A 24,296-nucleotide genomic window follows, 5' to 3' on the forward strand; every position below is an offset into this window, starting at 1 on the left:
ACGACAGGCCAGATCTCCGTCATTATTCAAGAAGCGAACTACGACATAAAATATTCCGATAGCTTGTTCGCTACGCTCTCAATCGAGAAAATACTCTTCTGATGCGCTTTGCGACATTCCGCATAGCGTTCATCCTGTTCTTCCAGCGCATTAAGCAATTTATCTGCGACCATCATCGCACCGGCAATCTCGGCAAAACCATACTCACCTTCCCCTTTCAGCGCCACGGCGGCTTGTAAGTTCCAGTCAGAAAGACGGCTAAGCGGCGCAAAAGTGCCCCGCGTCAGCGAAAGAATCCGCGCGCTATGTTGTTTTGCCAATGCCAGAGCCTGCATCATATCTGCCGACGTCTGCTCGGTGTGCACCACAATAATTCCCTGGCTCTGCGGTTCAACCATCATGGATGAGGTTGTGAGATAAAAACGATCGACAAAACTCGCAGCTTTGCCCATTTTGATCAGGTTCATCTGCAAAAACAGCGCGACAGGTACCGCCGTACCGACAGCGTAAATCGCCACATTATTGACCTGGTTAAGCCACGCAGCCGCAGCCTGTAGCTCCTGAGTATTAATAATGGCATGACTGTCGCGGATACTCGCCATCACAGAGGATATCTCCTCATTACCTTGTTCTTCAGGGCGCGCGGCCCCCTGCTCCAGCGCCAGTGCAGTTCTGAAATCAGAAAAGCCTTTAAAGCCAAACGCGCGACAAAAGCGCGTAATACTTCCTTCACTGGTTTCAATAGAATCGGCCAACTCAGTAATAGTGTGCCGCATCACAAAGTCAGGATTTTCCGTCACAAAACGGCCCACTTTCTCCAGGATCGGACTGAGCCCGGCAGCTTCATTTCTAATATTTATCAGTAAGTTAGTATTAATTTGGCTCATTTTTCGCCTTTTTGCTCAAAATGCAAACACAATCACATCTTTCTGCTTAGCTTAAGATAATAATTTTTTTCACATTACACGCAATGGAAAATAATTATTTTTACAAAACAGGAGAAAGCAAATGAAAGGTCTTATTGTCTGTCGTACCGGCATGGGCAGTTCCTTGATGCTCAAAATCAAAGCGCAAAAAATCATCGATAAGCATGGCTGGGATATTGAGCTCGAACACGACGTCTTGTCCGGGCTTGCCACCTGGCAAGGAATTGACTTTGTTATCACCATGCGCGACCTCACCGATGAAATTGAAGCTGCCGGATTCAGAGCTATCGGTATAACCGACTTGATGAATAGCGAAGAAATGGAAACCGCGCTCACCAGCGTAATTCAGGACAACTAACCTCTTCCGGAGGCAATATGGATCTCCTCAGGTTTATTGTATTCGACATTCTGGGTGTAACCCCACTTTTAGATTTATTGCATTAATCGGCCTGTTAATTCAACGTAAGCCGATTGAGAAAGTATTATCCGGCACGTTCAAAACCATTGTCGGCTTTCTGGTCTTTGCCGGTGGTGCCGGACTGGCCGTCACCTCTCTGGGAAATTTCCAGACGCTGTTCAGCGACGGATTTGGGCTTAAGGGTGTGATGCCGCTGGCTGAAGCACTAACCGGATTAGCACAAACAAAATTCGCCATGTGTGTTTCACTGATTATGGTTATCGGTTTTGGCTGGAATCTGTTTTTTGCCCGTTTTACACCATTTAAATATATCTTTTTAACCGGTCAGCATAATCTGTACCTCTCCGCTCTGCTTACTGTAACGCTAAAAGCTCTGGGTTACAGTGATGGTACGACGATTATTGTGGGTTCTGTACTGTTAGGGCTGGCTGCCTGCATCTATCCGGCCATCGCCCAACCGTGGATGCGCAAGATCACCGGCAATGATGAAATCGCTATGGGCCACTACGTCACGCTGGCCTACGCCGCTTCGGGATGGATTGGCTCGAAAGTCGGCGACCCTAAAGAGTCAACGGAAAAGTTGAATCTGCCCGGATGGCTGGGGATCTTTAAAGACTACATTGTCTCCGTATCCATTTCGGTCAGCATTTTCTACTACATCGCCGCGCTGGCTGCCGGGAAAACCGCCGTGACGGCCGTAGCAGGCGGAATGCATTGGCTGGTCTATCCGTTATTTCAATCCCTGACTTTTACCGCTTCACTCTACATCATCATTACCGGGGTGCGACTGTTACTGTCTGAGATCGTCCCGGCGTTTCTGGGGATCTCAGAGAAGTTCATTCCAAACGCCAAACCAGCACTCGACTGTCCGGTGGTATTCCCCTATGCACCAACCGCTACCGTCCTCGGCTTTATCTCCTCATTTGTTGGTGGGTTGGTGGTAATGGGCATACTCGCGTTGATTGGTCAGACGGTCATCATCCCCGTCGCCATTCCTTATTTCTTTATTGGGGCAACGGCAGCCGTTTTTGGTAACGCCTCCGGGGGATGGAAAGGTGCCGTGGCGGGCAGCTTTATTACCGGCATTCTCATCGGCATCGGCCCCGCGCTGATCTACCCCATTATGGAATCCGTAGGCCTTTCTGGCACCAGCTTCCCGGAAACCGATTTCGTTGCTCTTGGGCTGGTGGTGTATTACATCGGCAAAATGCTGCCCTGATAAGGAGTGAACATGAACATTGATAAACTGAAGTCTCACGCGCTGGCAGCTCGCCGCGATATTGTGACCATGATTTATGAATCCGGCATTGGGCACCCGGGTGGAGCGCTCTCGATTATTGATATCCTGACCTGGATTTATCATCAGGAAATTGATCTTGATGAGTCTCCTCGCGCTCGGGTGGTAATGAGCAAAGGCCATGCCGTCGCCGCACAGTACGCTCTGTTGTTCCAGAAAGGAAAAATTGACCGCAGCGAATTCAACTCGTTCCGTCAGATCAACTCACGTCTGCAGGGTCATCCCAGTGTGAAATCACTACCTGAAGTTGACGCAACCACCGGGCTGTTAGGCCAGGGGCTCTCGGTCGCATTAGGTATGGCCGCCGCGAAAAAGCACGCTCAGGATCCCCACCGCGTCTTCGCCATCATTGGCGACGGAGAAATGCACGAAGGTCAGATTTGGGAGTCATTGCAGCAAGCGGGACACATGCGAATGGATAACCTGGTCGCGATCGTCGACTACAACGGTTTCTCCTCGCACGATCCTGTTAACGAGGTAATCAACCTTGAACCGCTGGCCGATAAAATCCGCAATTTTGGCTGGCATGTCCTTGAGTTGCAAAATGGCAACGATATGCATCAGGTTGCCGACACGCTGATGCTATCACGCCATCTGAAAGGCAAGCCGGTGGCGATTATTGCCCACACAACCAAAGGCAGTGGCGTCAGCTATATGGAAAATAACGGAGACTGGCATTCAAAAACCCCAGATACAGAGCAATACCAGCAGGCAATGGAGGAATTACAGTAATGAAAGCACCACGCGATGAAATTGGTAATGCGCTGCTTACCCTAAAAGCGAAAGGTTATCCGATTGTCGTGATCGACAGCGATCTGGCCAGTTCCACCCGCACGGATCAATTTCAGAAGGTCTGGCCTGATGCATTCTTTGAAATGGGCATTGCCGAAGGTTCCGCCATGAGTTTTGCCACAGGCCAAGCACTGGAGGGCAATATTCCGTTCTATGTTAACTTCGCGATGTTCGTTACCGGCACCGCATGGACACAGCTTCGCCAGGCATGCTATGCAAAAGCGAATATTAAATTAGTAGGCAGTCATCCTGGCATGGATGACGGTCCGGACGGCGCATCACACCATGCGCTGGAAGATCTGGCCTTAACGCGCGTGCTACCGGGGATCACGATTCTGACGCCTGCCGATGCAGAAGAAGTTGAAGCCGCATTTGAACAGGCAGTAAACATTCATGGCCCCGTCTATATCCGCGTTGCACGGGAACCAATGCCCGTTCGCGATAAATCGGTCGTTCCGCGAGTAACAGACATCGCAGCCGTTGCCGATTCCGGTAATGATTTCGCTATTCTCTACGAAGGCACCGTATTGGAACAGGCGAGCGCGGGTTATGAGCAGTTATGTTCCGAGGGTAAGCGGGGAAAACTGATTCATGTCGCCACGCTGAAGCCATTTAACCGCCAGCGATTCCTGGCGTTAATCGCGGATTGTCCCCATATCGCAACAATTGAAAATCATACGATAAACGGCGGGCTGGGCGGGCAAGTTGCGGAAGTGCTGGCAGAGGAAGCGTCAGGTATACGCCTGACTCGTCTCGGGACGCATGACACATTTACAGAATCGGGTAACAGCCGCCAGCTAAAAGAGAAATATGGAATTTCAGCGTCGGCACTCTGCGACGCACTCAGATAGTCAGTCTGGCAGACCGCGATGCGGTCTGCCTTCTGAGAAAGGAGAAAACAATGGTACATGCACTATTTTCTGCCAGCCAGTTTCATGAACGATGCGACACATGGCAAGAGGCCGTAAAACTGGCCTGCTTACCACTGGAAGAACAAGGGGTGATAACAACTGAATATGCGCAGGCGATAATCCGCGAAACAGAACAACATGGCCCATGGTATATATTAAGCCCTGAGTTTGCATTACCGCATGCCCGCCCGGAAGAAGGCGTTGCCAGTACCAGAACACATCTGTCGCTTTTGTCTCTGAAAGACGCGGTACACTTCCAGGATCACCCGAATGTACGGCTGGTGATCATCCTTGCCGCCGCCGACAGCACGCAACATATAGAAAGGATTCAACAACTGATGTGCTGGCTGGATGAAGCGGAGCGTTTACAACGGTTGACCAGTATTACCCGTCTGGCGCAGCTTCATTCCGCTCTTCATACCTGAGCGTTTCGACCAGCCAGCTTAGCCAGACGAGTCACATAAATTAAACGTGCGCCACAGGAGTCGGCGTATGTCCTGCGTTGCGCAGCAGCATAAGCAAATAAACAAACGAGACGCTGGCAATCATAATAAACAACAGATTATCAGAGTAATTCTGCATCAGCATCGCGGTAAATGACGGCCCAAGCAGGCTGCCTACGGTATAGCTGAGCAGCAACGCCTGGTTCATTGCCACAAGCTGATGACGTTCTACCTTTTCACAAGCCCAGGCCATCGCGACGGGATAGAGCGTAAAGCCTGCCGCCCCCAGAATGAATAAGGCGGGCGCCATCGCAGCCTGAGTCAGCATGGCAATACTGCCGAGGATCACCACAAAGACCTGTACACGCAGCACCAGAAGACGACCAAACTTATCGGCCAGACGACCAATCGGCCATTGGCCTAAAATACCGGCGCTCACCAGCACGGCCATCCAGAAACCGATGCTCGCATTGCTAATCCCCTGATGATTAAGGTACAGCGGCATCAGGCCATACAGCGATCCCAGTACAATCCCGGAAATAATGCACCCGTTTACACCTAACCGCGCCTGACGCAGTCTCAGCATTGACGTAATCGGCGTCGTATCGTGTTCTTCCGACTGCTGGTTCAGGATACGGGTAAAGAGCAGCGGCAAAATGCCCGCCAGAATCATGCCGGTTACCCACGGCAGGACGCTCATTAATTCTGTCGAAACTTTACTGACCAGCAGTTGCCCCAAAAACGTTCCCACGTAATAGACCATCATGTACGCAGCCAGCAACCGCCCACGATTACGGGATGTTCCGCTGCACATCAGAGCGCTTTCCACCACGACCCAAATCATGGCGCAGCCCACGCCGGCAACAAAGCGCCAGGCCAGCCAGCTCCAGAAACCAATCATCATGCCCAGCCCTACGCAACCCGCCGCAAAAATGAGCGAGGCAATATAGTAACTGCGGTTAAAGCCCAGGCGCTTGATTAAATACCCGGTAAGCAACGTCCCAACCAGATTCCCGGTAAAGTAGGACGAACTGACCATACCGACCTGCCAGGTTGCCAGGCTTTCCTGGGCAAGCCACAAGGGGACGAGCGTGTTTAATACTGCGATCGCCAGGGTCAACAAAAGCAGGCCGCACAGCAAAAGCATGACGGGCCGGGTATAGATGGACATGGATAAAAACCGTGAGGAAGTTCAAATTTCATGCGCATCATGCCACCAACAAAAACATTGTCAATCTACCCGAATCGCGGCATTACGCGCTTTCCCGCCCTTCGATTTGAAATACTGATTCATGGCATGAAAGAGCAGCGTCTGATAAACATCATGTTATTGTTTTAATTGACCTAAAACAAAACTGCCGCGTTTCGTTCAGTCGAAAAATTTCATGGTTCCTGCAACATCATTTTTCCGGTCTATGCTTTTGGGGAAGACAACACACCGGAATGGCTTTTGATGTAACGCTAACTCTCATCAGGAGAAGATAATGACTAAGCCTTACGTTCGTCTCGATAAAAATGATGCTGCGGTTCTTTTAGTTGATCACCAGGCGGGGCTACTGTCTCTTGTACGAGACATCGATCCTGACAAATTCAAAAATAACGTTCTCGCACTTGGCGATTTAGCCAAATACTTCAACCTCCCCACCATCCTTACCACCAGTTTCGAAACGGGGCCAAACGGGCCGTTGGTGCCGGAATTGAAAGCACAGTTCCCCGATGCCCCCTACATTGCACGCCCCGGAAACATCAACGCGTGGGACAATGAAGATTTCGTGAAAGCCGTTAAGGCGACAGGTAAGAAGCAGCTCATCATTGCGGGGGTTGTCACGGAAGTGTGCGTGGCCTTCCCCGCCCTCTCTGCGATTGAAGAAGGGTTCGATGTGTTTGTCGTGACCGATGCTTCAGGCACCTTTAATGAAATTACCCGTCACTCCGCCTGGGATCGCATGTCGCAGGCTGGCGCGCAATTAATGACATGGTTTGGCGTGGCGTGTGAGTTACACCGCGACTGGCGTAATGATATCGAAGGTCTGGCGACGCTGTTCTCTAATCACATTCCTGATTATCGCAATCTGATGACCAGCTACGACACGTTAACTAAGCAGAAGTAAAAGACCAGGGACATATTGTCTGATGGCGCTTCGCTTATCAGGCCTACACGATCCGTAGGCCTGATAAGGCGCGAGCCGCCATCCGGCATATTATGGATTAACTCGCCACCGCCATTCCCACGGTCATATGGAGCCCGTAGAATACGCCGCGACCAATCAGTTCCCCCACCAGCAGCAGGATAAACGCCACCGACAGCAGCGGAACCGCAGGTTGATAACCTTTCAACTGCGGCACAATCCAGCAGCACAGCGCCACGACCAGCACCACAATACGCCAGGCCATCAGCGAACCATAATCCGGTACGAGCGCAGAAGCCTGCTGGATGGAGCTATGAATTGTCGCCAGCTCCGCTCCCTGCATCACTGACATAATGGCGCTGACCACCAGTGCGAGGACTGAAATTACGGGCAGCAGACGCATCGCCCAGCCATCGATGCCCGCAATACGCAGCAGCAGATAACCCAGCAACGGCCCCCCCATAAACAGCGTCAGGAAGAAGCCCAGCGGCGTCCAGATGCTGTACCAGGTCGGTACGGTATCAATGCTGTTATACACGCGCACCATCATCCAGACAAAGATAACGCCCAGCACGATCGTCACAACCAGCCAGAGATTACGCAGCGCCGGAGAGAGCTTTTTCAGCACCGCCAGTAACCAGCCGATCCCGCCGACGGCAAAAAAGAGCGAGCCGCTGGCAATTTCATTACTCAATGCCGACGAGCCCACGCGGTTCAGCGAATTGAAGGCGCGCATTGGCGACCCCAGATGCAGCATAGACGCGATGAAGCCAATTCCCATTAGCACCCACAGAGCAAACATGCCGGTCAGCACACGCTGTTGAGATTCGGTACGCAACTCGCCTTTCATCAGTGCCAGAGCCAGAACGATAAAACCGCCGACCACGCACTGGCCAAAAACCGTGAAGATCATCAGCGGCCATTCATGCCATCCACTTCCCATCTTACACCTCCTTCGGATTTGCCAGATAACCCGTGGTATCCCCGGTCGGGCGGCTGTTGGCGTTGGGTTTAATCACAATGTTCGGTCTGGTGAAGTGCGCGCCCGGCAGCGGCGCAACGGCCGCCAGCGTGCCATGTTTCTTCCGCAGTTCTTCTATCGGGCCAAAGTCCAGCGCGCGCAGCGGGCAGGACTCGACGCAGATCGGTTTTTTGCCGTCGGCAACGCGGTCATGACAACCGTCGCATTTGGTCATGTGGCCTTTGGCGGCGTTGTACTGCGGCGCACCGTACGGGCAGGCCATATGGCAGTAGCGACAGCCGATGCAGACATCCTCATCCACCACCACAAAACCGTCCTCGCGTTTGTGCATCGCGCCGCTCGGGCACACTTTCGTGCAGGCCGGGTCTTCGCAGTGGTTGCAGGAGATGGAGAGATAGTAGGCAAAGACGTTCTGGTGCCAGACGCCGTTATCCTCCTGCCAGTCGCCGCCCGCATATTCATAGATGCGGCGGAAGCTGACGTCCGGGGTTAAATCTTTGTAGTCTTTGCAGGCCAGTTCGCAGGTTTTGCAACCGGTGCAACGACTGGAGTCAATAAAAAATCCATATTGGGTTGTCATCGGTTACTCCTTATACCTTCTCAACCTGAACGAGGTTCGTATGGGACGGATTCCCCTTAGCGAGAGGAGAAGGACGCTGGGTCGTCAGGACGTTAATACATCCCCCCTGATCCACGCGTTTTGCATCCGGGTCATACCAGGCGCCTTCGCCCAACGCAACGACGCCCGGCATCATGCGCGGCGTCACTTTCGCCTCAATATGCAACTCGCCGCGACCGTTGAAGATACGCACTTTGTCGCCGTTGCTGATGCCGCGTTTTTGCGCGTCCATCGGGTTAATCCACATCTCCTGGCGGCAGGAAGCTTTCAGAACGTCCACGTTGCCATAGGTAGAGTGCACGCGAGATTTGTAGTGGAAGCCCGTTAATTGCAACGGATAGTCTTTGGTCAACGGATCGCTGTAGTTTTCGAAGCCCGGCGTATAGATCGGCAACGGATCGATCACATCGCCTTCCGGCAGTTCCCAGGTTGCCGCAATCTCTGCCAGCGCCTGCGAATAGATTTCGATTTTGCCCGACGGCGTTGTCAGCGGGTTCGCCTGCGGATCGTCACGGAAGGCTTTATAGGCAACGTGATGACCTTCAGGGTCGCGCTGCTTAAAGATGCCCTGCTTGCGGAATGCTTCAAATGTCGGCAGTTCGGGAATCGCCTGACGCGACTGTTCGTACAGATGACGCATCCACTCTTCTTGCGTACGCCCTTCGGTAAACTGCTGCTCCACGCCGAGACGCTTCGCCAGCTCACTGGTCATCTGATAGATAGTCTTGCACTCAAAGCGCGGTTTAATGGCCTGATCGGTGAAAATAACGTAGGACATGTTCCCGCAGGAGGCATCCAGCGCGAAGTCCATCTGCTCAGAAGCGGTGCAGTCCGGCAGCAGAATATCGGCATATTTCGCTGAAGAGGTCATATGACAGTCGATAACGACGATCATTTCGCACTTCTTGTCATCCTGCAAAATTTCATGCGTACGGTTAATTTCGGAATGCTGGTTAATCAGGCAGTTACCGGCATAGTTCCAGATCATTTTGATGGGAACGTCGAGTTTATCTTTGCCGCGAACCCCGTCACGCAGCGCCGTCATTTCCGGCCCGCGCTCAATGGCATCGGTCCATAAGAACATCGAAATGCTGGTCTCGACCGGGTTTTCCAGCGTTGGCATACGCTCAAACGGCAAATCGTAAGATCCCTCACGCGCACCGCTGTTGCCGCCGTTAATGCCGACGTTGCCGGTCAGGATCGCCAGCATAGAGATTGCGCGAGTAACGATTTCGCCGTTGGCATGACGCTGCGGCCCCCAGCCCTGGCTGATATAAGCGGGTTTGGCGCTACCGATTTCACGCGCCAGTTTTACAATGCGCGCCGCCGGGATACCGGTGATCTGCGACGCCCACTCCGGCGTCTTCGCAATACCGTCTCTACCCTGTCCCAGAATATAGGCTTTGTAGTGACCATTTTTCGGCGCGCTGGCGGGTAAGGTTTTTTCGTCATAACCCACACAGTATTTGTCGAGGAACAGCTGATCGACCATATCTTCGGTGATCATGACGTATGCCAGCGCATTTACCAGCGCCGCATCCGTACCCGGGCGAATCGGAATCCACTCATCCTCACGACCCGCGCCGGTATCGGTATAACGCGGATCGATAATAATCATCCGCGCATTTGATTTTTGCCGTGCCTGCTCGAGGTAATAGGTTACCCCGCCGCCGCTCATACGGGTTTCCCCCGGATTGTTACCAAACAGCACAACCAGCTTACTATTTTCAATGTCGGAAGGACTATTACCGTCCGCCCAGCCGCCGTAGGTGTAATTTAACCCGGCGGCAATTTGCGCGGATGAGTAATCGCCGTAGTGGTTGAGGTAACCGCCGCAGCAGTTCATCAGCCGGGCAACCAGTGTTTTTCCTGGCGGCCAGGAGCGCGTCATCGTGCCGCCAAGCGTACCCGTACCATAGTTTAAATAGATGGATTCATTGCCGTAGTCTTTGATAAGACGCTGCATATTGGTGGTGATAATGTCATAGGCTTCGTCCCAGCTGATGCGCTCAAACTTACCTTCACCACGTTTGCCAACGCGCTTCATTGGATATTTCAGACGATCGGGGTTATAAACCCGGCGGCGCATAGAACGCCCGCGCAGACAGGCGCGAATCTGATGCAGACCGTCATAGTTATCATCGCCCGTATTGTCCGTTTCAACATATTTGATTTCACCGTCCACCACATGCATGCGCAGCGGGCAGCGGCTTCCGCAGTTAACGGTGCAAGCGCTCCAGATAATTTTTTCGCTGGATGCGCTGGGGCTGATAGCGTCAGCCGCATTGGCGATCCGGGTAAATGGCAGAGTCAATGCGCTACTGGCGATTGCCAGCCCGCCTATTGCTGTCGTTTTTACCAGGCCTCGACGAGTTACCTCAGCTGCCAGTACAGCATCGGGGATATTCGTTTTCATGATGACTCACTTTGCTTGCTCACGATTGATAAAAGCCAGACACTTCGTTATGTAGTTATTTATACAGCGAATAAATCGCTATATAGTTTTGTATATAATGAATATGAGAAAAATCAGCGATAAATGCTAATCTTCATTCGAAGGTAGTATTACCCCCAAAGGGGTAACCATTCTTGTCCGGTGTCAAACAGGCATAAAAAAAAGCGCCCGGAGGCGCTTTTTAAGCAGAGAGAAGCGGGGATTAGCCGATATATTCCAGTCCGTTCATATACGGACGTAATACTTCTGGAACTTCGATGCGGCCATCAGCCTGCTGGTAGTTTTCCATCACGGCAACTAAAGTACGCCCAACCGCCAGACCGGAACCGTTCAGAGTATGAACCAGACGGGTTTTCTTGTCGGACTTACTGCGGCAGCGTGCCTGCATACGACGCGCCTGGAAATCCCATACGTTCGAGCAGGAAGAGATTTCACGATAGGTGTTCTGCGCCGGGATCCATACTTCGAGATCGTAGGTTTTACATGCGCCAAAGCCCATGTCACCAGTACACAGAACGATTTTACGGTACGGCAGACCCAGCAACTGAAGCACTTTCTCAGCATGGCCGGTCATCTCTTCCAGCGCATCCATTGACTCTTCTGGACACACAATCTGCACCATCTCAACTTTATCGAACTGGTGCATACGGATCAGACCGCGCGTGTCACGACCGTAAGAACCCGCTTCAGAACGGAAGCATGGCGTATGCGCAGTCATTTTGATCGGCAACGCATCTTCGTCGATGATTTCATCACGCACCAGGTTAGTCAGCGGCACTTCCGCCGTCGGGATCAGCGCATAGTTGCTGCTGTCAGCCTCTTCTTCCAGCGGACGAGTATGGAACAGATCGCCCGCAAATTTCGGCAACTGCCCTGTACCGTACAGCGTGTCGTGGTTCACCAGATACGGCACGTAGTTTTCACTGTAACCATGCTGTTCGGTGTGCAGATCCAGCATGAACTGCGACAGCGCGCGGTGCATACGGGCAATCTGCCCTTTCATTACCACAAAACGAGAACCGGTCAGTTTAACCGCAGCCGCGAAGTCGAGACCGGCGTGCATTTCACCCAGCGTCACATGATCGCGGACGTCGAAATCAAACTCACGCGGGGTTCCCCAACGGCTGACTTCAACGTTGTCGTTTTCATCTTTACCTACCGGTACATCATCAGCCGGTAAGTTAGGAATGGTCAGCGCGATATCGCGAATTTCAGCCTGTAAGCTCTCCAGCTCAGCTTTTGCCGCATCCAGCTCTTCGCCCAGCTTGTTCACTTCCAGACGTAAAGGCTCGATATCTTCCCCGCGCGCTTTCGCCTGGCCGATGGATTTCGATCGAGAGTTACGCTCTGCTTGCAGGTTTTCCGTGTTGACCTGCAAAACTTTACGACGCTCTTCAAGAGCGCGCAGCTTATCTACATCCAGCTTAAAGCCCCGGCGTGCCAGTTTTTCAGCGACTGCGTCTGGCTCATTACGCAGCAGATTGGGATCGAGCATGCTTATCCTGTGCTTATCGAATTAAAATAGGAAACGTGACCACAGCCTGCAGTCACAGGGATACAGTGCCAACATTACCGCAACGATCGCGCTAACGGTAGCGTTTTGTGGGGCTATTTTGATCCTGTTCAGCCAGCCAGGCGAGCTTTTCGCCAATCTTGCCTTCAAGACCCCTGTTTGTGGGATGATAATAGCGTGTTTGCGCTATTTCCGGCGGGAAATAAACCTCGCCTGCGGCGTAGGCGTTTGGCTCATCATGCGCGTAGCGGTATTCCTGGCCATAGCCCATTTCTTTCATCAGTTTCGTCGGCGCATTGCGCAGATGCACAGGCACGTCATAATCCGGGCGTTCACGGGCATCGGCCAGCGCCGCTTTGAACGCGGTATAAACCGCGTTACTTTTCGGCGCACAGGCCAGATAAACAATCGCCTGGGCTATCGCCCGTTCCCCTTCCGCAGGGCCGACGCGGGTAAAGCAATCCCACGCAGAAATCGCCACCTGCATTGCGCGAGGATCGGCATTGCCGACGTCTTCAGAAGCAATCGCCAGGCAACGTCGGGCGACATACAGCGGGTCGCCGCCAGCGGTAATGATCCGGGCATACCAGTAAAGCGCCGCGTCCGGGGCGCTGCCACGCACCGATTTATGCAATGCGGAGATGAGATCGTAAAAGCGGTCGCCTTTATTATCAAAGCGCGCGCTGCGCTCCCCGGCGATTTCGGTCAGTAATGCGGGCAATAATACTCGCTTACCGCTGTCATCCACTTCCGCCATGTCTGCCATCATTTCCAGCGTATTTAACGCCCGACGCGCATCTCCGTTCACCAGTTCGGCGATCGCCCGGCGCGTCTCGTCCGGCAGAACGATATCCTGGCCGCCATAACCACGCGCTTTATCATCCATCGCCTGATTCAGCACCTGCTCAATATCTTCAGTCGTTAAGGATTTGAGGAGATACACGCGGGCGCGTGACAGCAAAGCCGAGTTCAGCTCGAAGGACGGGTTTTCGGTCGTCGCGCCAATAAACGTAATCGTGCCGTCTTCGATATGCGGCAGAAACGCATCCTGCTGGCTCTTGTTGAAGCGATGGACTTCATCGACAAACAGAATAGTGCGGCGCCCGGCATTACGGTTCTGGCGGGCGCGTTCAATGGCTTCACGAATCTCTTTTACGCCAGAAGTCACGGCGGAAATGCGTTCGACGTCAGCATTGGCATAGCGGGCAATCACTTCGGCCAGCGTGGTTTTGCCCGTACCGGGCGGCCCCCACAAAATCATCGAGTGCAGGTGCCCGGCCTCAATTGCACGAGGCAAAGGCTTACCCGCAGCCAGCAGATGCTGCTGACCAATATACTGCGCTAAATTTTCTGGCCGCATACGCGCGGCCAGTGGCTGAAAGGTATTATCAGAAAAATCGAGCGACAGATTGCTCACTCATGCGCCTCTACTTACGTTGGTCGTCTACCGTTACACCTTGCGGCGGAGTAAAGGTAAATTTTGATGCATCGACAGCGCTATTCTGCTGAGATTTCAGCTGATAGCTGCTGCGCTGATCGTCTTGTTCCACTGCGCTGAACTGATGAATAGTCCCGTCACGACCCACATTAATGGTGAACTGCTTCAGGTTACCGCTGCTGCTTTTTGGCGTCAGCACAAAGTCATCGCCATTTTGTTTGATGTTGTACTGCTGCCAGTCGCTGGACTGGTTACGGGCTATCAGCATAAACGGCGTATTGCCCGTCGCATCTTTTAACCAGGTCGCCGTCGCCTGCTCGACAAACGGGTTAAAGAACCATAGCGTTTTCCCGTCAGAGACCAGAATGCTCTCGTCGGGCTGCGTCATATGCCAGTTAAACAGATTAGGACGCTTAACCCATAAGTCGCCCTGGCCTTCCTGAACGGCGGCGCCGCTGCCGTCAGTCACTTTTTGCGTAAAGCTGGCGTGGAAGCTGCTGACTTTATCCAGACGGCTTTTCAGATCGCTGGCGGCATCCGCCCATACGCTGCTCACCACAAAGCCGGAGAGTAATGCGCAGGTGATTGCGATTTTTTTCATCATTATTCCTCAAAATACGTCACTCCCGATGGGGAGTTCCCTCTGCTCTCTATTCCAGGCCAAAAATCAGCATGAGGAAAGAAGAAAATACTGAATTCTTATTTATTTACCGATCTTTGCAATCATTCGAACGGCGGTGGCGCCAGCACCTCGCGGTTCCCGTTATGGCCTTGTTCGCTGACAATGCCCTGGGCTTCCATCTGCTCGACAATGCGCGCCGCACGGTTGTAACCGATACGGAACTGACGCTGAACGCCAGAAATGGACGCTTTGCGTTTTTCGGTCACAAAGCTCACCGCCTGATCGAATAACGGGTCCAGCTCTTCGCCGCCGTCAAAACCGCCGCCGCCCCCTTCGCTTTCGCTATCCGAGGTGATGCCGTCAATGTATTGCGGGCGACCACGCGCTTTCCAGTCCTGCACCACCGCATGCACTTCCTGGTCGCGGACAAACGCGCCATGAACACGTACCGGCATGGTTGAGTTCGGGCCGGAATAAAGCATATCCCCCATCCCCAGCAGGGATTCCGCGCCGCCCTGATCGAGGATCGTGCGTGAGTCGATCTTACTGGATACGGTAAAGGCGATACGCGTCGGAATGTTGGCCTTAATCAGACCGGTAATAACGTCAACCGACGGGCGCTGAGTCGCCAGCACCAGGTGAATACCTGCGGCACGCGCTTTCTGCGCCAGACGCGCAATCAGCTCTTCAACTTTCTTACCGACGGTCATCATCAGATCGGCGAATTCATCGACCAGAACCACGATATACGGCAGTTTTTCCAGCACCGGATGCTGGGCATCCATGCTGTCGCCCGGCTTCCAGTACGGGTCTGGAATCGGACGCCCCATCCGTGCCGCTTCGGCAATTTTCTCGTTATAGCCTGCCAGATTACGCACGCCAAGCGCCGACATCAGCTTATAGCGGCGTTCCATTTCATTAACGCTCCAGCGCAGTGCGTTGGCGGCGTCTTTCATATCGGTAACCACTTCGGTCAGCAGATGTGGAATGCCTTCATAGACCGAAAGTTCCAGCATTTTCGGGTCAATCATGATGAAACGCACGTCTTCCGGCTGCGCTTTATACAGCATGCTGAGGATCATGGCATTGACCCCAACCGATTTACCGGAACCCGTCGTCCCCGCAACCAGCAGATGAGGCATTTTCGCCAGATCGGCCACAACCGGATCGCCAGCGATATCTTTACCCAGCACCACGGTGAGCGGCGACGGATTCTCGCGGAATTTAGCGTTATCCAGCACTTCACGCAGGTAGACGGTCTGACGTTTTTTGTTCGGCAGTTCGAGGCCCACGTAAGGCTTACCAGGGATCACTTCTACCACGCGTACCGCAACGGTTGACAGTGAACGCGCGAGATCGCGTGACAGGTTAGAAATACGCGCGGCTTTCACGCCCGGCGCCAGATTCAGCTCAAAACGGGTAATAACAGGCCCTGGGGAATAGTTCACCACGTCAGCTTTAATGCGGAAATCCGCCAGACGCGCTTCGACCAGGCGCGCCATTTGTTCCAGCGCGAAAGTATCGACCGGTTCCACTGCGCTCGGCGGCGGCGTCAGCAGATCCAGCGACGGCAGCGGCGTGGTAGGTTTCTGCAACGGACGACTGTCGCCATTACGCATCAACAACGGATGGATCAGGCTTTCCTGCGGCTGTGGCGCGGTCGGTTGTTGCGGCTGTTGATACGGTTGCTGCGGCGCGACGGGATGCTGCGGCTGTTGATACTGCTGCTGTGGCGCGACGGGCTGTTGCGGCGCAACAGGCTGCTCAGGCATCACGCCGGGAGTAAACAACGGCTCATGCGGGCCTTCATCCACCAGCGCTTTCATCGGCGAGAATTCAAAATCATCCAGCAAGAACGGATGGGCTCCCGCAGGCTGTTCCCCGGCATAGCGCTGCTGCTGTGAAGAGGCAAACTGGCGAGCCAGTTCAGCTTCTGCTGCATCCTCATCTTCTGCCTGAGGAGCATCATGTTGATATTCGGAACCATAACGATGCTGCTGAGACTGGGCGAACTGACGTGCCAGCTCATCCTGCTGCATCTCATCAATTTCATCATCGGTATACTGCGTTTCGGCATCATACTGATGACGCCCCGCCGCACGCGCTTTCTCTTCCGCGATACGCTGAGACGGTAATTTTATGCCATACGAGGCCAGCTCACGGCGGGTCGGAACGCGAACGCGGTTAGGGCGAGGCAGTTGCGGGCCAATCCCCTCTTTAACCTGTGGGCGTGGCGCACCACCGCTTACCGGGCTAAACGCAGGTGCAGCGGATGCCGCCGCCGCGCCTGCGGCCAGCGTTGCATCTTTGACGCCTGCCGCCAACGGCGCAACCGTGGCAACGGATTCAACAGGCGGCACAGAAGCTGCTGTCGGTGCCGATGGTTTAACCGGCTCCGGCGCTTTCGCTGGCTCAGGAATCGGCTGATACCACGCAGCCAGTTGCTCACGCTCACGCGCGCGTTTCTCTTCCACTTCTTCAAAGTAGTAGAGCGGCGGGCGGGCGGGTTTAATTTCTTCTGCTACAGGCTCAGGCTCCACCGCAGACGGTGGCTCAACAGCAGGCTGCTGCTGGTAATACGTATCCTGAACCGGTTCCTGCGGGTAAGCCGGTTGCGGCTCGAAAGTCGGCTCGTGTTGATAAACAGGCTCTTGCGGATAAACCGGCTCAGGGTGCCAGGGTTGTTCCGCCGCAGGTTCCTGCACCTGCGGCACAGGCTGTTCATACGCGTGTTCAGCGTAATACTGCGCTTGCGGCTCGGTCGGCGCAGGTTGCTGCCACGGTTCATGATGTGGCGCTTGCGGCTGCGCATATTGTGGTTGCGGCGGATAACTTTCCGGCGCGGGCGCAATGACCGGCTCGCCGGTTTGCGGCCCCGGAACAGGCTGCCATTCCACCACCGGTTGCGCAGGCGCGGCTTCAGCACCCGGCACCGACGGTGCAGACATAACTGGATCGACAGGCGCCGCCCAGGCTTGCGTTGCCGTTGTCGCCGCAGCGGCGGAGGCAACAGGCTCCGTGACCGAATGTCCATTCAGCAGAGGATCGTATTCCTCATATTCCGGCTGCGTCGCACGATGGCCGGAGAACAGCACATCATCAGGATCGGCGGCCACGCCACGCGCGCTGTATTCGATATCGTCTTCATCATCCATACGCTTGCCGGAGAAAAGCGCCGCATCCGTGTGTCGCCCACGCGGATTGCTGAACTTCTCTGCCAGCCGCTTACGGCGCGCCAGGGCGCCACGAAGGATGCGCGCACGTCGGGATTCGCGCTGTGCGCCCACCGCTTCATCTTCGTATTCATCATCATCTTCATACTCGTCGTCATCGACCCAGGTGTCATCGCGGCGAGTACGGTTGCTGGCGAAGGTGAGAATATTCAGCAGCCAGCCACCCAGTTTTTCTGCAATGCTCACCCAGGACCAGCCGGTGAAGAGCGTCAGACCGGCTGCCCAGACGCACAGCAGCGTAATCGTTCCCCCGCTGCTGTGCAGCAGAGGCTGAAGCGTGGTGCTTAACAGGCTGCCAATGACGCCGCCGGACGCGAAGTACCAGATATCATCAGCATTAATTGCGGCTAATCCGCAGGAGGTAAGAATCAACGCCAGGACGCCGATAATGCGCAGCGACACGGCAAAATAGTCGATGTAATCGTCGTTGCTCTGGTGCCGCCAGGCAAACCAGCAGCCGCCAACGATAATCACCGGGATGGTGTAGGCCATCACGCCAAAGATAAAGAACAGCGTGTCAGCCAGCCACGCGCCCGGCGCACCACCCAAATTATGGATAGGCTCATGCCATGCGGTTTGCGACCAACTGGGATCTGAAGGGTTAAAGCTAAGTAAGGCTGCCATCAACCAGACGGCAAAAAGGGCAATAAGGATCAGCAACGCTTCCAGAAGTCGGCGCCCGCTGCTTAACTTTTTCAATGTGACTTCTTTGTCTTCAGTGTATTCCTGGCTCAAAAAAGGCTCTCCAGGTTTCGGGCTTTTCCTGCCCGATGCTAAAACGGACAACAGCACCGGGTTGCCCCGGCACTGTTGCTGTATGGATTAACAGGAGTGTAATCAAACTACGTCGATTTTGCACCTGTTCCGTGTTAGCGCGTCTTAATTACCAGACGATTGCTCTGTTTGACTTCTTCCATTACCACGTAAGTACGTGTGTCATTCACGCCAGGCAGACGCAGCAGGGTTTCACCCAGCAGCTTACGGTACGCTGACATATCCGGCACGCGTGTTTTCAACAGGTAGTCGAAATCACCGGAAACTAAATGACACTCTTGAATTTCTTCAAGTTTTTGTACTGCGGCGTTAAATTGTTCAAACACATCTGGAGCGCCACGATTCAGAGTAATCTCAACAAAAACCAGAAGTGATGCATCCAGATAATGCGGGTTTAACAGCGCCGTATAGCCCTGAATAAAACCCTGTCTTTCCAGCCGACGGACACGCTCAAGGCAAGGCGTCGGTGAAAGTCCCACTCGTTTAGAAAGCTCGACGTTAGAAATACGCCCATCCTTTTGCAACTCATTAAGAATGTTACGATCGATACGGTCGAGATCTTTGCCAGGGCGCTTCTTGCTATCTACCATTATTATTGTCTCTCTGTATTCCTTCCCTACTCCTGCCTGACTCTACTAACATCACTGTTCAGAGTCGATGCCCATCACAATAGACCGAACCCAGAGGGATTAACGGCGCGCAATGCCAGGGCCTATGGTGAGAAGACCGTTGCCGGATGGCAGCTATCGACATCACGAATGGCGTCTGTCCACGCCATGCGTAGATTTCACTAGCCCGGTAAACATGGTGCTTATATGCATGATTATGCAGCACACACATAACACTGTTTTTTTCTTCCAGAAGATGTTTTCGCAAAACAGCAGGGGATTGTCAAAGCAAAACATCGATTTTTAGTACAACATGCCAGTTATTCATTAAGAGCGGCGCTAAATCGTCATTTTATCACCTTATAACTGACCGATTTTAAGTAGAAAGCGTTATATCGCAGCCCTAAATCCGCCCATTCATCGGTTCCTGCTATTACACATATTGTTAACAAAATCGCTATACTCTTTTTTTACGTCTGCAAATTCCCTACAATCCTGCCCATTGTCTGCCAACAACTATGGGGATCTCATGGGCACGACCAAACACAGTAAACTGCTTATCCTGGGTTCTGGACCGGCGGGATATACCGCTGCGGTCTACGCTGCGCGCGCAAACCTGCAACCGGTTCTGATTACCGGTATGGAGAAAGGCGGTCAACTGACCACCACGACGGAAGTGGAAAACTGGCCTGGCGATCCGAACGATCTGACCGGGCCGCTGTTGATGGAGCGCATGCACGAACATGCGACGAAATTTGATACTGAAATCATCTTCGATCACATCAATAGCGTGGATCTGCAAAACCGTCCTTTCCGTCTGACCGGCGACAGCGGCGAATACACCTGTGATGCGCTGATCATCGCAACTGGCGCTTCCGCACGCTACCTCGGCCTGCCGTCTGAAGAAGCATTTAAAGGCCGTGGCGTGTCTGCCTGCGCCACCTGCGACGGTTTCTTCTACCGCAACCAGAAGGTCGCGGTCATCGGCGGCGGCAACACGGCGGTTGAAGAAGCGTTATACCTGGCGAACATCGCCGCTGAAGTGCATTTGATTCACCGTCGCGACGGCTTCCGCGCCGAAAAAATTCTGATCAAGCGCCTGATGGATAAAGTGGAAAACGGCAACATCGTGCTGCACACCCACCGCACTCTGGAAGAGGTGACCGGCGATCAGATGGGCGTTACCGGTTTGCGTCTGCGTGATACGCAAAACCCGGACAACATTGAATCCCTTGACGTTGCAGGCCTGTTTGTCGCCATCGGCCACAGCCCGAACACCGCGATTTTTGAAGGTCAGCTCGAACTGGAAAACGGCTATATCAAAGTCCAGTCCGGCATCCACGGTAACGCCACGCAGACCAGCGTTCCCGGCGTGTTCGCCGCAGGCGACGTGATGGACCATATTTATCGTCAGGCAATCACCTCAGCGGGCACAGGTTGCATGGCGGCGCTGGACGCTGAACGCTACCTTGACGGTCTGGCTGACGCGTGCAAATAGTTTTACAAATCAGTAACAAAAGTAAAAAAGGCGACTATAAGTCGCCTTTATTTTTGCCCCGTTGTAACATTGCCGTGCCAAAAATTCCGATAACTCACCTGCTAAGCGTGCAATGAATAAAACCCGTCAAAAAGAATTGACCCGCTGGTTAAAACAGCAAAGTGTAATTTCCCAACGTTGGCTGAACATTTCACGCCTGTTGGGTTTCGTGAGTGGCGTACTGATTGTCGCTCAGGCCTGGATCATGGCTCGCATTCTCCAGCATATGATCATGGACAATATTCCCCGCGAAGCCCTCCTGCTCCCCTTCATCGTACTGATGCTGGTGTTTGTCCTGCGCGCCTGGGTGGTCTGGCTGCGCGAGCGGGTGGGTTTTCATGCCGGGCAGCATATCCGATTTGAGATCCGCCGCCAGGTGCTGGATCGCCTGCAACAGGCAGGGCCAGCCTGGATTCAGGGTAAACCGGCTGGTAGCTGGGCGACGCTGGTGCTGGAGCAGATTGACGATATGCATGATTACTATGCCCGCTATCTGCCGCAAATGGCGCTTGCTGTCTGCGTTCCCTTGTTGATTGTGGCGGCGATTTTCCCGTCAAACTGGGCCGCCGCGCTAATTTTGCTCGGCACCGCACCGCTGATCCCATTATTTATGGCGATGGTGGGAATGGGCGCCGCCGACGCTAACCGCCGTAATTTCCAGGCGCTTGCCCGCCTGAGCGGGCATTTCCTCGACCGCTTACGCGGTATGGAGACGCTGCGCATCTTCGGGCGCGGTGAAGCAGAAACGGAAAGCATTCGTGTCGCTTCACAAGATTTTCGCCAGCGCACAATGGAAGTCCTGCGTCTCGCCTTTTTATCCTCCGGGGTACTGGAGTTCTTCACGTCGCTGTCCATTGCGCTGGTCGCGGTTTATTTCGGTTTCTCCTACCTCGGCGAACTTAATTTCGGCCATTACGGGACGGGCGTCACGCTTGCCGCCGGCTTCCTGGCGCTGATTCTGGCGCCGGAGTTTTTCCAGCCACTGCGCGATCTGGGCACCTTTTACCATGCCAAAGCACAGGCGGTAGGTGCGGCTGACAGCCTGAAAACCTTTATGGAAACGCCTCTCGCTCACCCGGAACGCGGTGATGTCGAACTTTCCGGGAAAGAACCGGTAACCCTTGAAGCGCAGGATCTGATAATTACCTCGCCGGAAGGTAAAACGCTTGCAGGACCGCTGAATTTCACACTGGCCGCAGGTCAGCGCGCCGTACTGGTTGGCCGCAGCGGTTCAGGAAAGAGTTCGCTGTTAAACGCGCTGTCAGGCTTTCTCTCTTATCAGGGTTCCCTGTGCATTAACGGCGTTGAACTTCGTGATTTATCCCCGGAATCCTGGCGAAAACATCTCTCCTGGGTGGGGCAAAACCCACAATTACCGGCTGGCACGCTCCGTGAAAACGTCCTGCTTGCCCGCCCGGATGCCAGTGAACAAGCGCTACAGGCGGCTCTCGACAGCGCCTGGGTCAGTGAGTTTTTACCTCTGTTGCCGCAAGGCGTAGACACGCCGACTGGCGATCACGCTGGTCGCCTTTCCGTCGGTCAGGCGCAGCGGGTTGCGGTTGCCCGCGCCCTGCTGAATCCCTGCAAATTGTTGTTGCTGGATGAACCCGCCGCCAGTCTGGATGCCCACAGCGAGCAGCGTGTAATGCAGGCGCTGAATGCCGCATCAAAACGCCAGACCACGCTGATGGTGACGCATCAGTTAGAAGATCTTGCCGACTGGGACGTGATCTGGGTTATGCAGGACGGGCAGATCATCGAGCAAGGTGATTATACCCAACTCAGCAGCGCCAACGGCGCGTTTGCGACACTATTGGCTCATCGTCAGGAGGACATTTAAATGCGTGCCTTGCTACCGTATCTGACGCTGTATAAACGTCATAAGTGGATGTTAACGCTCGGTATTATCCTGGCCATCGTCACGCTACTGGCCAGTATCGGTTTGCTGACGCTCTCTGGCTGGTTCCTCTCCGCCTCAGCCGTAGTCGGTGTGGCGGGTATCTATAGCTTTAACTACATGCTGCCGGCTGCTGGCGTGCGCGGTGCGGCGATCACCCGTACTGCGGGCCGGTATTTCGAGCGTCTGGTCAGCCATGACGCCACCTTCCGCGTATTGCAACATTTGCGTATTCATACGTTTAGCAAGCTGCTGCCGCTCTCCCCTGCTGGTCTTGCCCGCTATCGTCAGGGCGAGCTGCTGAACCGCGTCGTCGCCGATGTCGATACGCTGGATCACCTCTACCTGCGCGTTATTTCTCCGCTGGTTGGCGCGTTTGTGGTGATTATGGTGGTCACGCTGGGGCTGAGTGTTCTCGATTTCACCCTTGCGATTACGCTGGGCGGCATTATGCTGCTGACGCTGTTTATTATGCCGCCGCTCTTCTATCGCGCCGGAAAAAGCACCGGGCAGAACTTAACCCATTTACGCGGTCAGTATCGCCAGCAGTTAACCGCCTGGCTACAGGGTCAGGCGGAACTGACAATATTTGGCGCCAGCTCGCGCTATCGGGCGCAAATGGAAGCCACGGAATTACAGTGGCATGAAGCCCAGCGACGTCAGTCTGAATTAACGGCGCTATCCCAGGCCTTAATGCTGCTGATTGGCGCACTGGCGGTAATGCTGATGTTATGGATGGCTTCCGGCGGCGTCGGCGATAACAGCCAGCCTGGCGCGCTGATAGCGCTGTTTGTCTTTTGCGCACTGGCGGCATTTGAAGCGCTTGCTCCCGTTACCGGCGCGTTTCAACATCTTGGCCAGGTCATCGCCTCTGCGCTGCGTATTACCGAACTGACCGAGCAGCAGCCTGAAGTGACCTTCCCGGATGGCGAAGCAGCGGCTCCCCGGCAGGTAACGCTGACGCTGCGTGACGTTTCATTCAGTTACCCGGAGCAGCCGCAAAAAGCGCTGGATGCCCTTTCTCTGCAAGTCGCGCCCGGAGAACATATCGCTATTCTCGGACGCACCGGCTGCGGGAAATCGACATTGCTGCAACTGCTCACCCGCGCCTGGGACCCGCAGAGCGGCGATATTCTGCTTAACGATCAACCAATTTCAACGCTGGATGAAGCGGCCCTGCGTCGCACCATTAGCGTGGTGTCGCAGCGAGTACACCTGTTCAGCGCCACATTGCGTGACAACCTGCTGCTGGCAGCGCCAGACGCAAACGACGATACGCTCTCAGAGATGCTGCGCCGTGTCGGGCTGGAAAAGCTGCTGGAGGATGGCGGACTTAACAGCTGGCTAGGCGAAGGCGGACGTCAGCTGTCAGGCGGCGAGCTTCGTCGTCTGGCTATCGCCCGTGCCCTGCTGCACGATGCGCCGCTCATGCTGCTCGATGAACCCACTGAGGGGCTGGACGCGACAACCGAAAGCCAGATGCTTGAATTGCTGACAGAGGTTATGCGCGGGAAAACCGTTTTAATGGTCACGCACCGTCTGCGCGGGCTGTCGCGTTTTGATCAAATAATAGTGATGGACAACGGGCAAATTATTGAGCAAGGTAATCACGCAGATCTGTTAGCCAGGCAGGGTCGTTATTACCAGTTTAAGCAACGTCTGTAAGCTATTATTGAACGATCCGACTTGCGTACTGGAGTTC

Annotated in this window: 18 protein-coding genes and 1 pseudogene; 9 read left to right on the forward strand and 10 right to left on the reverse strand. The window is 54.1% G+C overall.

Annotated elements, in window-relative coordinates:
* Positions 1–38 precede the first annotated feature (38 nt).
* Positions 39–887 (reverse strand): MurR/RpiR family transcriptional regulator, encoded by an 849-nt coding sequence (locus OGX80_RS10420; protein WP_058668963.1) that lies wholly within the window; start codon positions 885–887, stop codon positions 39–41.
* A 121-nt stretch (positions 888–1,008) separates the two neighbouring features.
* On the opposite strand from OGX80_RS10420, the gene OGX80_RS10425 reads away from it, so the two are divergent.
* From OGX80_RS10425 to OGX80_RS10445, 5 genes and pseudogenes are all read left to right on the forward strand, one after another.
* A complete protein-coding gene (locus OGX80_RS10425) occupies positions 1,009–1,284 on the forward strand; it encodes a PTS sugar transporter subunit IIB (protein ID WP_058668962.1) in 276 nt (91 codons plus the stop codon).
* Positions 1,285–1,301: 17 nt separating this feature from the next.
* Positions 1,302–2,563: pseudogene (gene ulaA, locus OGX80_RS10430) on the forward strand (PTS ascorbate transporter subunit IIC).
* Positions 2,564–2,575: 12 nt separating this feature from the next.
* On the forward strand, positions 2,576–3,373 hold the full coding sequence (locus OGX80_RS10435; RefSeq protein WP_058668960.1) for a transketolase: 798 nt from the start codon (positions 2,576–2,578) through the stop codon (positions 3,371–3,373).
* The gene (locus OGX80_RS10440) at positions 3,373–4,284 is read left to right on the forward strand and encodes a transketolase family protein (RefSeq protein ID WP_058668959.1); all 912 of its coding nucleotides are present in this window, start codon (positions 3,373–3,375) and stop codon (positions 4,282–4,284) included. Before OGX80_RS10435 ends, OGX80_RS10440 begins: the two co-directional genes overlap by 1 nt.
* 50 nt (positions 4,285–4,334) lie before the next feature.
* A complete protein-coding gene (locus tag OGX80_RS10445) occupies positions 4,335–4,769 on the forward strand; it encodes a PTS sugar transporter subunit IIA (protein WP_115181762.1) in 435 nt (144 codons plus the stop codon).
* 40 nt (positions 4,770–4,809) lie between these two features.
* On the opposite strand, the gene OGX80_RS10450 is transcribed toward OGX80_RS10445, so the two are convergent.
* Positions 4,810–5,958 (reverse strand): MFS transporter, encoded by a 1,149-nt coding sequence (locus OGX80_RS10450; protein ID WP_110494425.1) that lies wholly within the window; start codon positions 5,956–5,958, stop codon positions 4,810–4,812.
* A 313-nt stretch (positions 5,959–6,271) separates the two neighbouring features.
* Between OGX80_RS10450 and ycaC the strand changes: the two genes are divergently transcribed.
* Positions 6,272–6,898: an isochorismate family cysteine hydrolase YcaC gene (ycaC, locus tag OGX80_RS10455; protein WP_012133028.1), complete on the forward strand. Its 627-nt coding sequence runs from the start codon at positions 6,272–6,274 to the stop codon at positions 6,896–6,898.
* A gap of 97 nt (positions 6,899–6,995) precedes the next feature.
* Here the strand turns inward: ycaC and OGX80_RS10460 are convergent, their stop codons facing one another.
* The 8 genes from OGX80_RS10460 to lrp all read right to left on the reverse strand — a co-directional run bounded on the left by OGX80_RS10460 (position 6,996) and on the right by lrp (position 19,142).
* Complete coding sequence (locus tag OGX80_RS10460; RefSeq protein WP_114848450.1) at positions 6,996–7,859, reverse strand: dimethyl sulfoxide reductase anchor subunit family protein; 864 nt, start codon at positions 7,857–7,859, stop codon at positions 6,996–6,998.
* 1 nt (position 7,860) lies between these two features.
* The gene (gene dmsB, locus OGX80_RS10465; RefSeq protein ID WP_012132456.1) at positions 7,861–8,478 is read right to left on the reverse strand and encodes a dimethylsulfoxide reductase iron-sulfur subunit DmsB; all 618 of its coding nucleotides are present in this window, start codon (positions 8,476–8,478) and stop codon (positions 7,861–7,863) included.
* Between the two features lie 10 nt (positions 8,479–8,488).
* Complete coding sequence (gene dmsA, locus OGX80_RS10470) at positions 8,489–10,933, reverse strand: dimethylsulfoxide reductase subunit A (protein ID WP_104868845.1); 2,445 nt, start codon at positions 10,931–10,933, stop codon at positions 8,489–8,491.
* Between the two features lie 241 nt (positions 10,934–11,174).
* On the reverse strand, positions 11,175–12,467 hold the full coding sequence (gene serS, locus OGX80_RS10475) for a serine--tRNA ligase (RefSeq protein WP_233644118.1): 1,293 nt from the start codon (positions 12,465–12,467) through the stop codon (positions 11,175–11,177).
* 91 nt (positions 12,468–12,558) lie between these two features.
* Entirely contained in the window at positions 12,559–13,902 is a 1,344-nt protein-coding gene (gene rarA, locus OGX80_RS10480) for a replication-associated recombination protein RarA (protein WP_024130481.1), read from the reverse strand.
* 10 nt (positions 13,903–13,912) lie between these two features.
* Positions 13,913–14,524 (reverse strand): outer membrane lipoprotein periplasmic chaperone LolA, encoded by a 612-nt coding sequence (gene lolA / locus OGX80_RS10485; RefSeq protein WP_024130482.1) that lies wholly within the window; start codon positions 14,522–14,524, stop codon positions 13,913–13,915.
* A 122-nt stretch (positions 14,525–14,646) separates the two neighbouring features.
* Positions 14,647–18,513 carry a DNA translocase FtsK gene (locus OGX80_RS10490; RefSeq protein WP_233644119.1) on the reverse strand — a complete coding sequence of 1,289 codons (3,867 nt, stop codon included), beginning with the start codon at positions 18,511–18,513 and terminating at the stop codon, positions 14,647–14,649.
* 134 nt (positions 18,514–18,647) lie between these two features.
* Entirely contained in the window at positions 18,648–19,142 is a 495-nt protein-coding gene (lrp, locus tag OGX80_RS10495; protein WP_000228469.1) for a leucine-responsive transcriptional regulator Lrp, read from the reverse strand.
* Between the two features lie 547 nt (positions 19,143–19,689).
* Between lrp and trxB the strand changes: the two genes are divergently transcribed.
* From trxB to cydC, 3 genes are all read left to right on the forward strand, one after another.
* On the forward strand, positions 19,690–20,658 hold the full coding sequence (gene trxB / locus OGX80_RS10500) for a thioredoxin-disulfide reductase (protein WP_012133038.1): 969 nt from the start codon (positions 19,690–19,692) through the stop codon (positions 20,656–20,658).
* A 112-nt stretch (positions 20,659–20,770) separates the two neighbouring features.
* Positions 20,771–22,537: a heme ABC transporter permease/ATP-binding protein CydD gene (gene cydD / locus OGX80_RS10505; protein WP_115181764.1), complete on the forward strand. Its 1,767-nt coding sequence runs from the start codon at positions 20,771–20,773 to the stop codon at positions 22,535–22,537.
* Entirely contained in the window at positions 22,538–24,259 is a 1,722-nt protein-coding gene (cydC, locus tag OGX80_RS10510; protein ID WP_115181765.1) for a heme ABC transporter ATP-binding protein/permease CydC, read from the forward strand.
* Positions 24,260–24,296 lie beyond the last annotated feature (37 nt).

The organism is Citrobacter sp. CK194, from assembly GCF_030333395.1.
In the GTDB taxonomy this organism is placed as follows: domain Bacteria; phylum Pseudomonadota; class Gammaproteobacteria; order Enterobacterales; family Enterobacteriaceae; genus Citrobacter_B; species Citrobacter_B koseri.

Coding starts and splice junctions, on each gene's coding strand:
- OGX80_RS10445 (WP_115181762.1), top strand. CDS start 4,335: ATGGTACATGCACTATTTTCTGCCAGCCAGTTTCATGAACGATGCGAC.
- OGX80_RS10420 (WP_058668963.1), bottom strand. CDS start 887: ATGAGCCAAATTAATACTAACTTACTGATAAATATTAGAAATGAAGCT.
- cydC (WP_115181765.1), top strand. CDS start 22,538: ATGCGTGCCTTGCTACCGTATCTGACGCTGTATAAACGTCATAAGTGG.
- serS (WP_233644118.1), bottom strand. CDS start 12,467: ATGCTCGATCCCAATCTGCTGCGTAATGAGCCAGACGCAGTCGCTGAA.
- ycaC (WP_012133028.1), top strand. CDS start 6,272: ATGACTAAGCCTTACGTTCGTCTCGATAAAAATGATGCTGCGGTTCTT.
- lrp (WP_000228469.1), bottom strand. CDS start 19,142: ATGGTAGATAGCAAGAAGCGCCCTGGCAAAGATCTCGACCGTATCGAT.
- OGX80_RS10450 (WP_110494425.1), bottom strand. CDS start 5,958: ATGTCCATCTATACCCGGCCCGTCATGCTTTTGCTGTGCGGCCTGCTT.
- dmsA (WP_104868845.1), bottom strand. CDS start 10,933: ATGAAAACGAATATCCCCGATGCTGTACTGGCAGCTGAGGTAACTCGT.
- OGX80_RS10440 (WP_058668959.1), top strand. CDS start 3,373: ATGAAAGCACCACGCGATGAAATTGGTAATGCGCTGCTTACCCTAAAA.
- OGX80_RS10425 (WP_058668962.1), top strand. CDS start 1,009: ATGAAAGGTCTTATTGTCTGTCGTACCGGCATGGGCAGTTCCTTGATG.
- trxB (WP_012133038.1), top strand. CDS start 19,690: ATGGGCACGACCAAACACAGTAAACTGCTTATCCTGGGTTCTGGACCG.
- dmsB (WP_012132456.1), bottom strand. CDS start 8,478: ATGACAACCCAATATGGATTTTTTATTGACTCCAGTCGTTGCACCGGT.
- OGX80_RS10460 (WP_114848450.1), bottom strand. CDS start 7,859: ATGGGAAGTGGATGGCATGAATGGCCGCTGATGATCTTCACGGTTTTT.
- cydD (WP_115181764.1), top strand. CDS start 20,771: ATGAATAAAACCCGTCAAAAAGAATTGACCCGCTGGTTAAAACAGCAA.
- OGX80_RS10435 (WP_058668960.1), top strand. CDS start 2,576: ATGAACATTGATAAACTGAAGTCTCACGCGCTGGCAGCTCGCCGCGAT.
- lolA (WP_024130482.1), bottom strand. CDS start 14,524: ATGAAAAAAATCGCAATCACCTGCGCATTACTCTCCGGCTTTGTGGTG.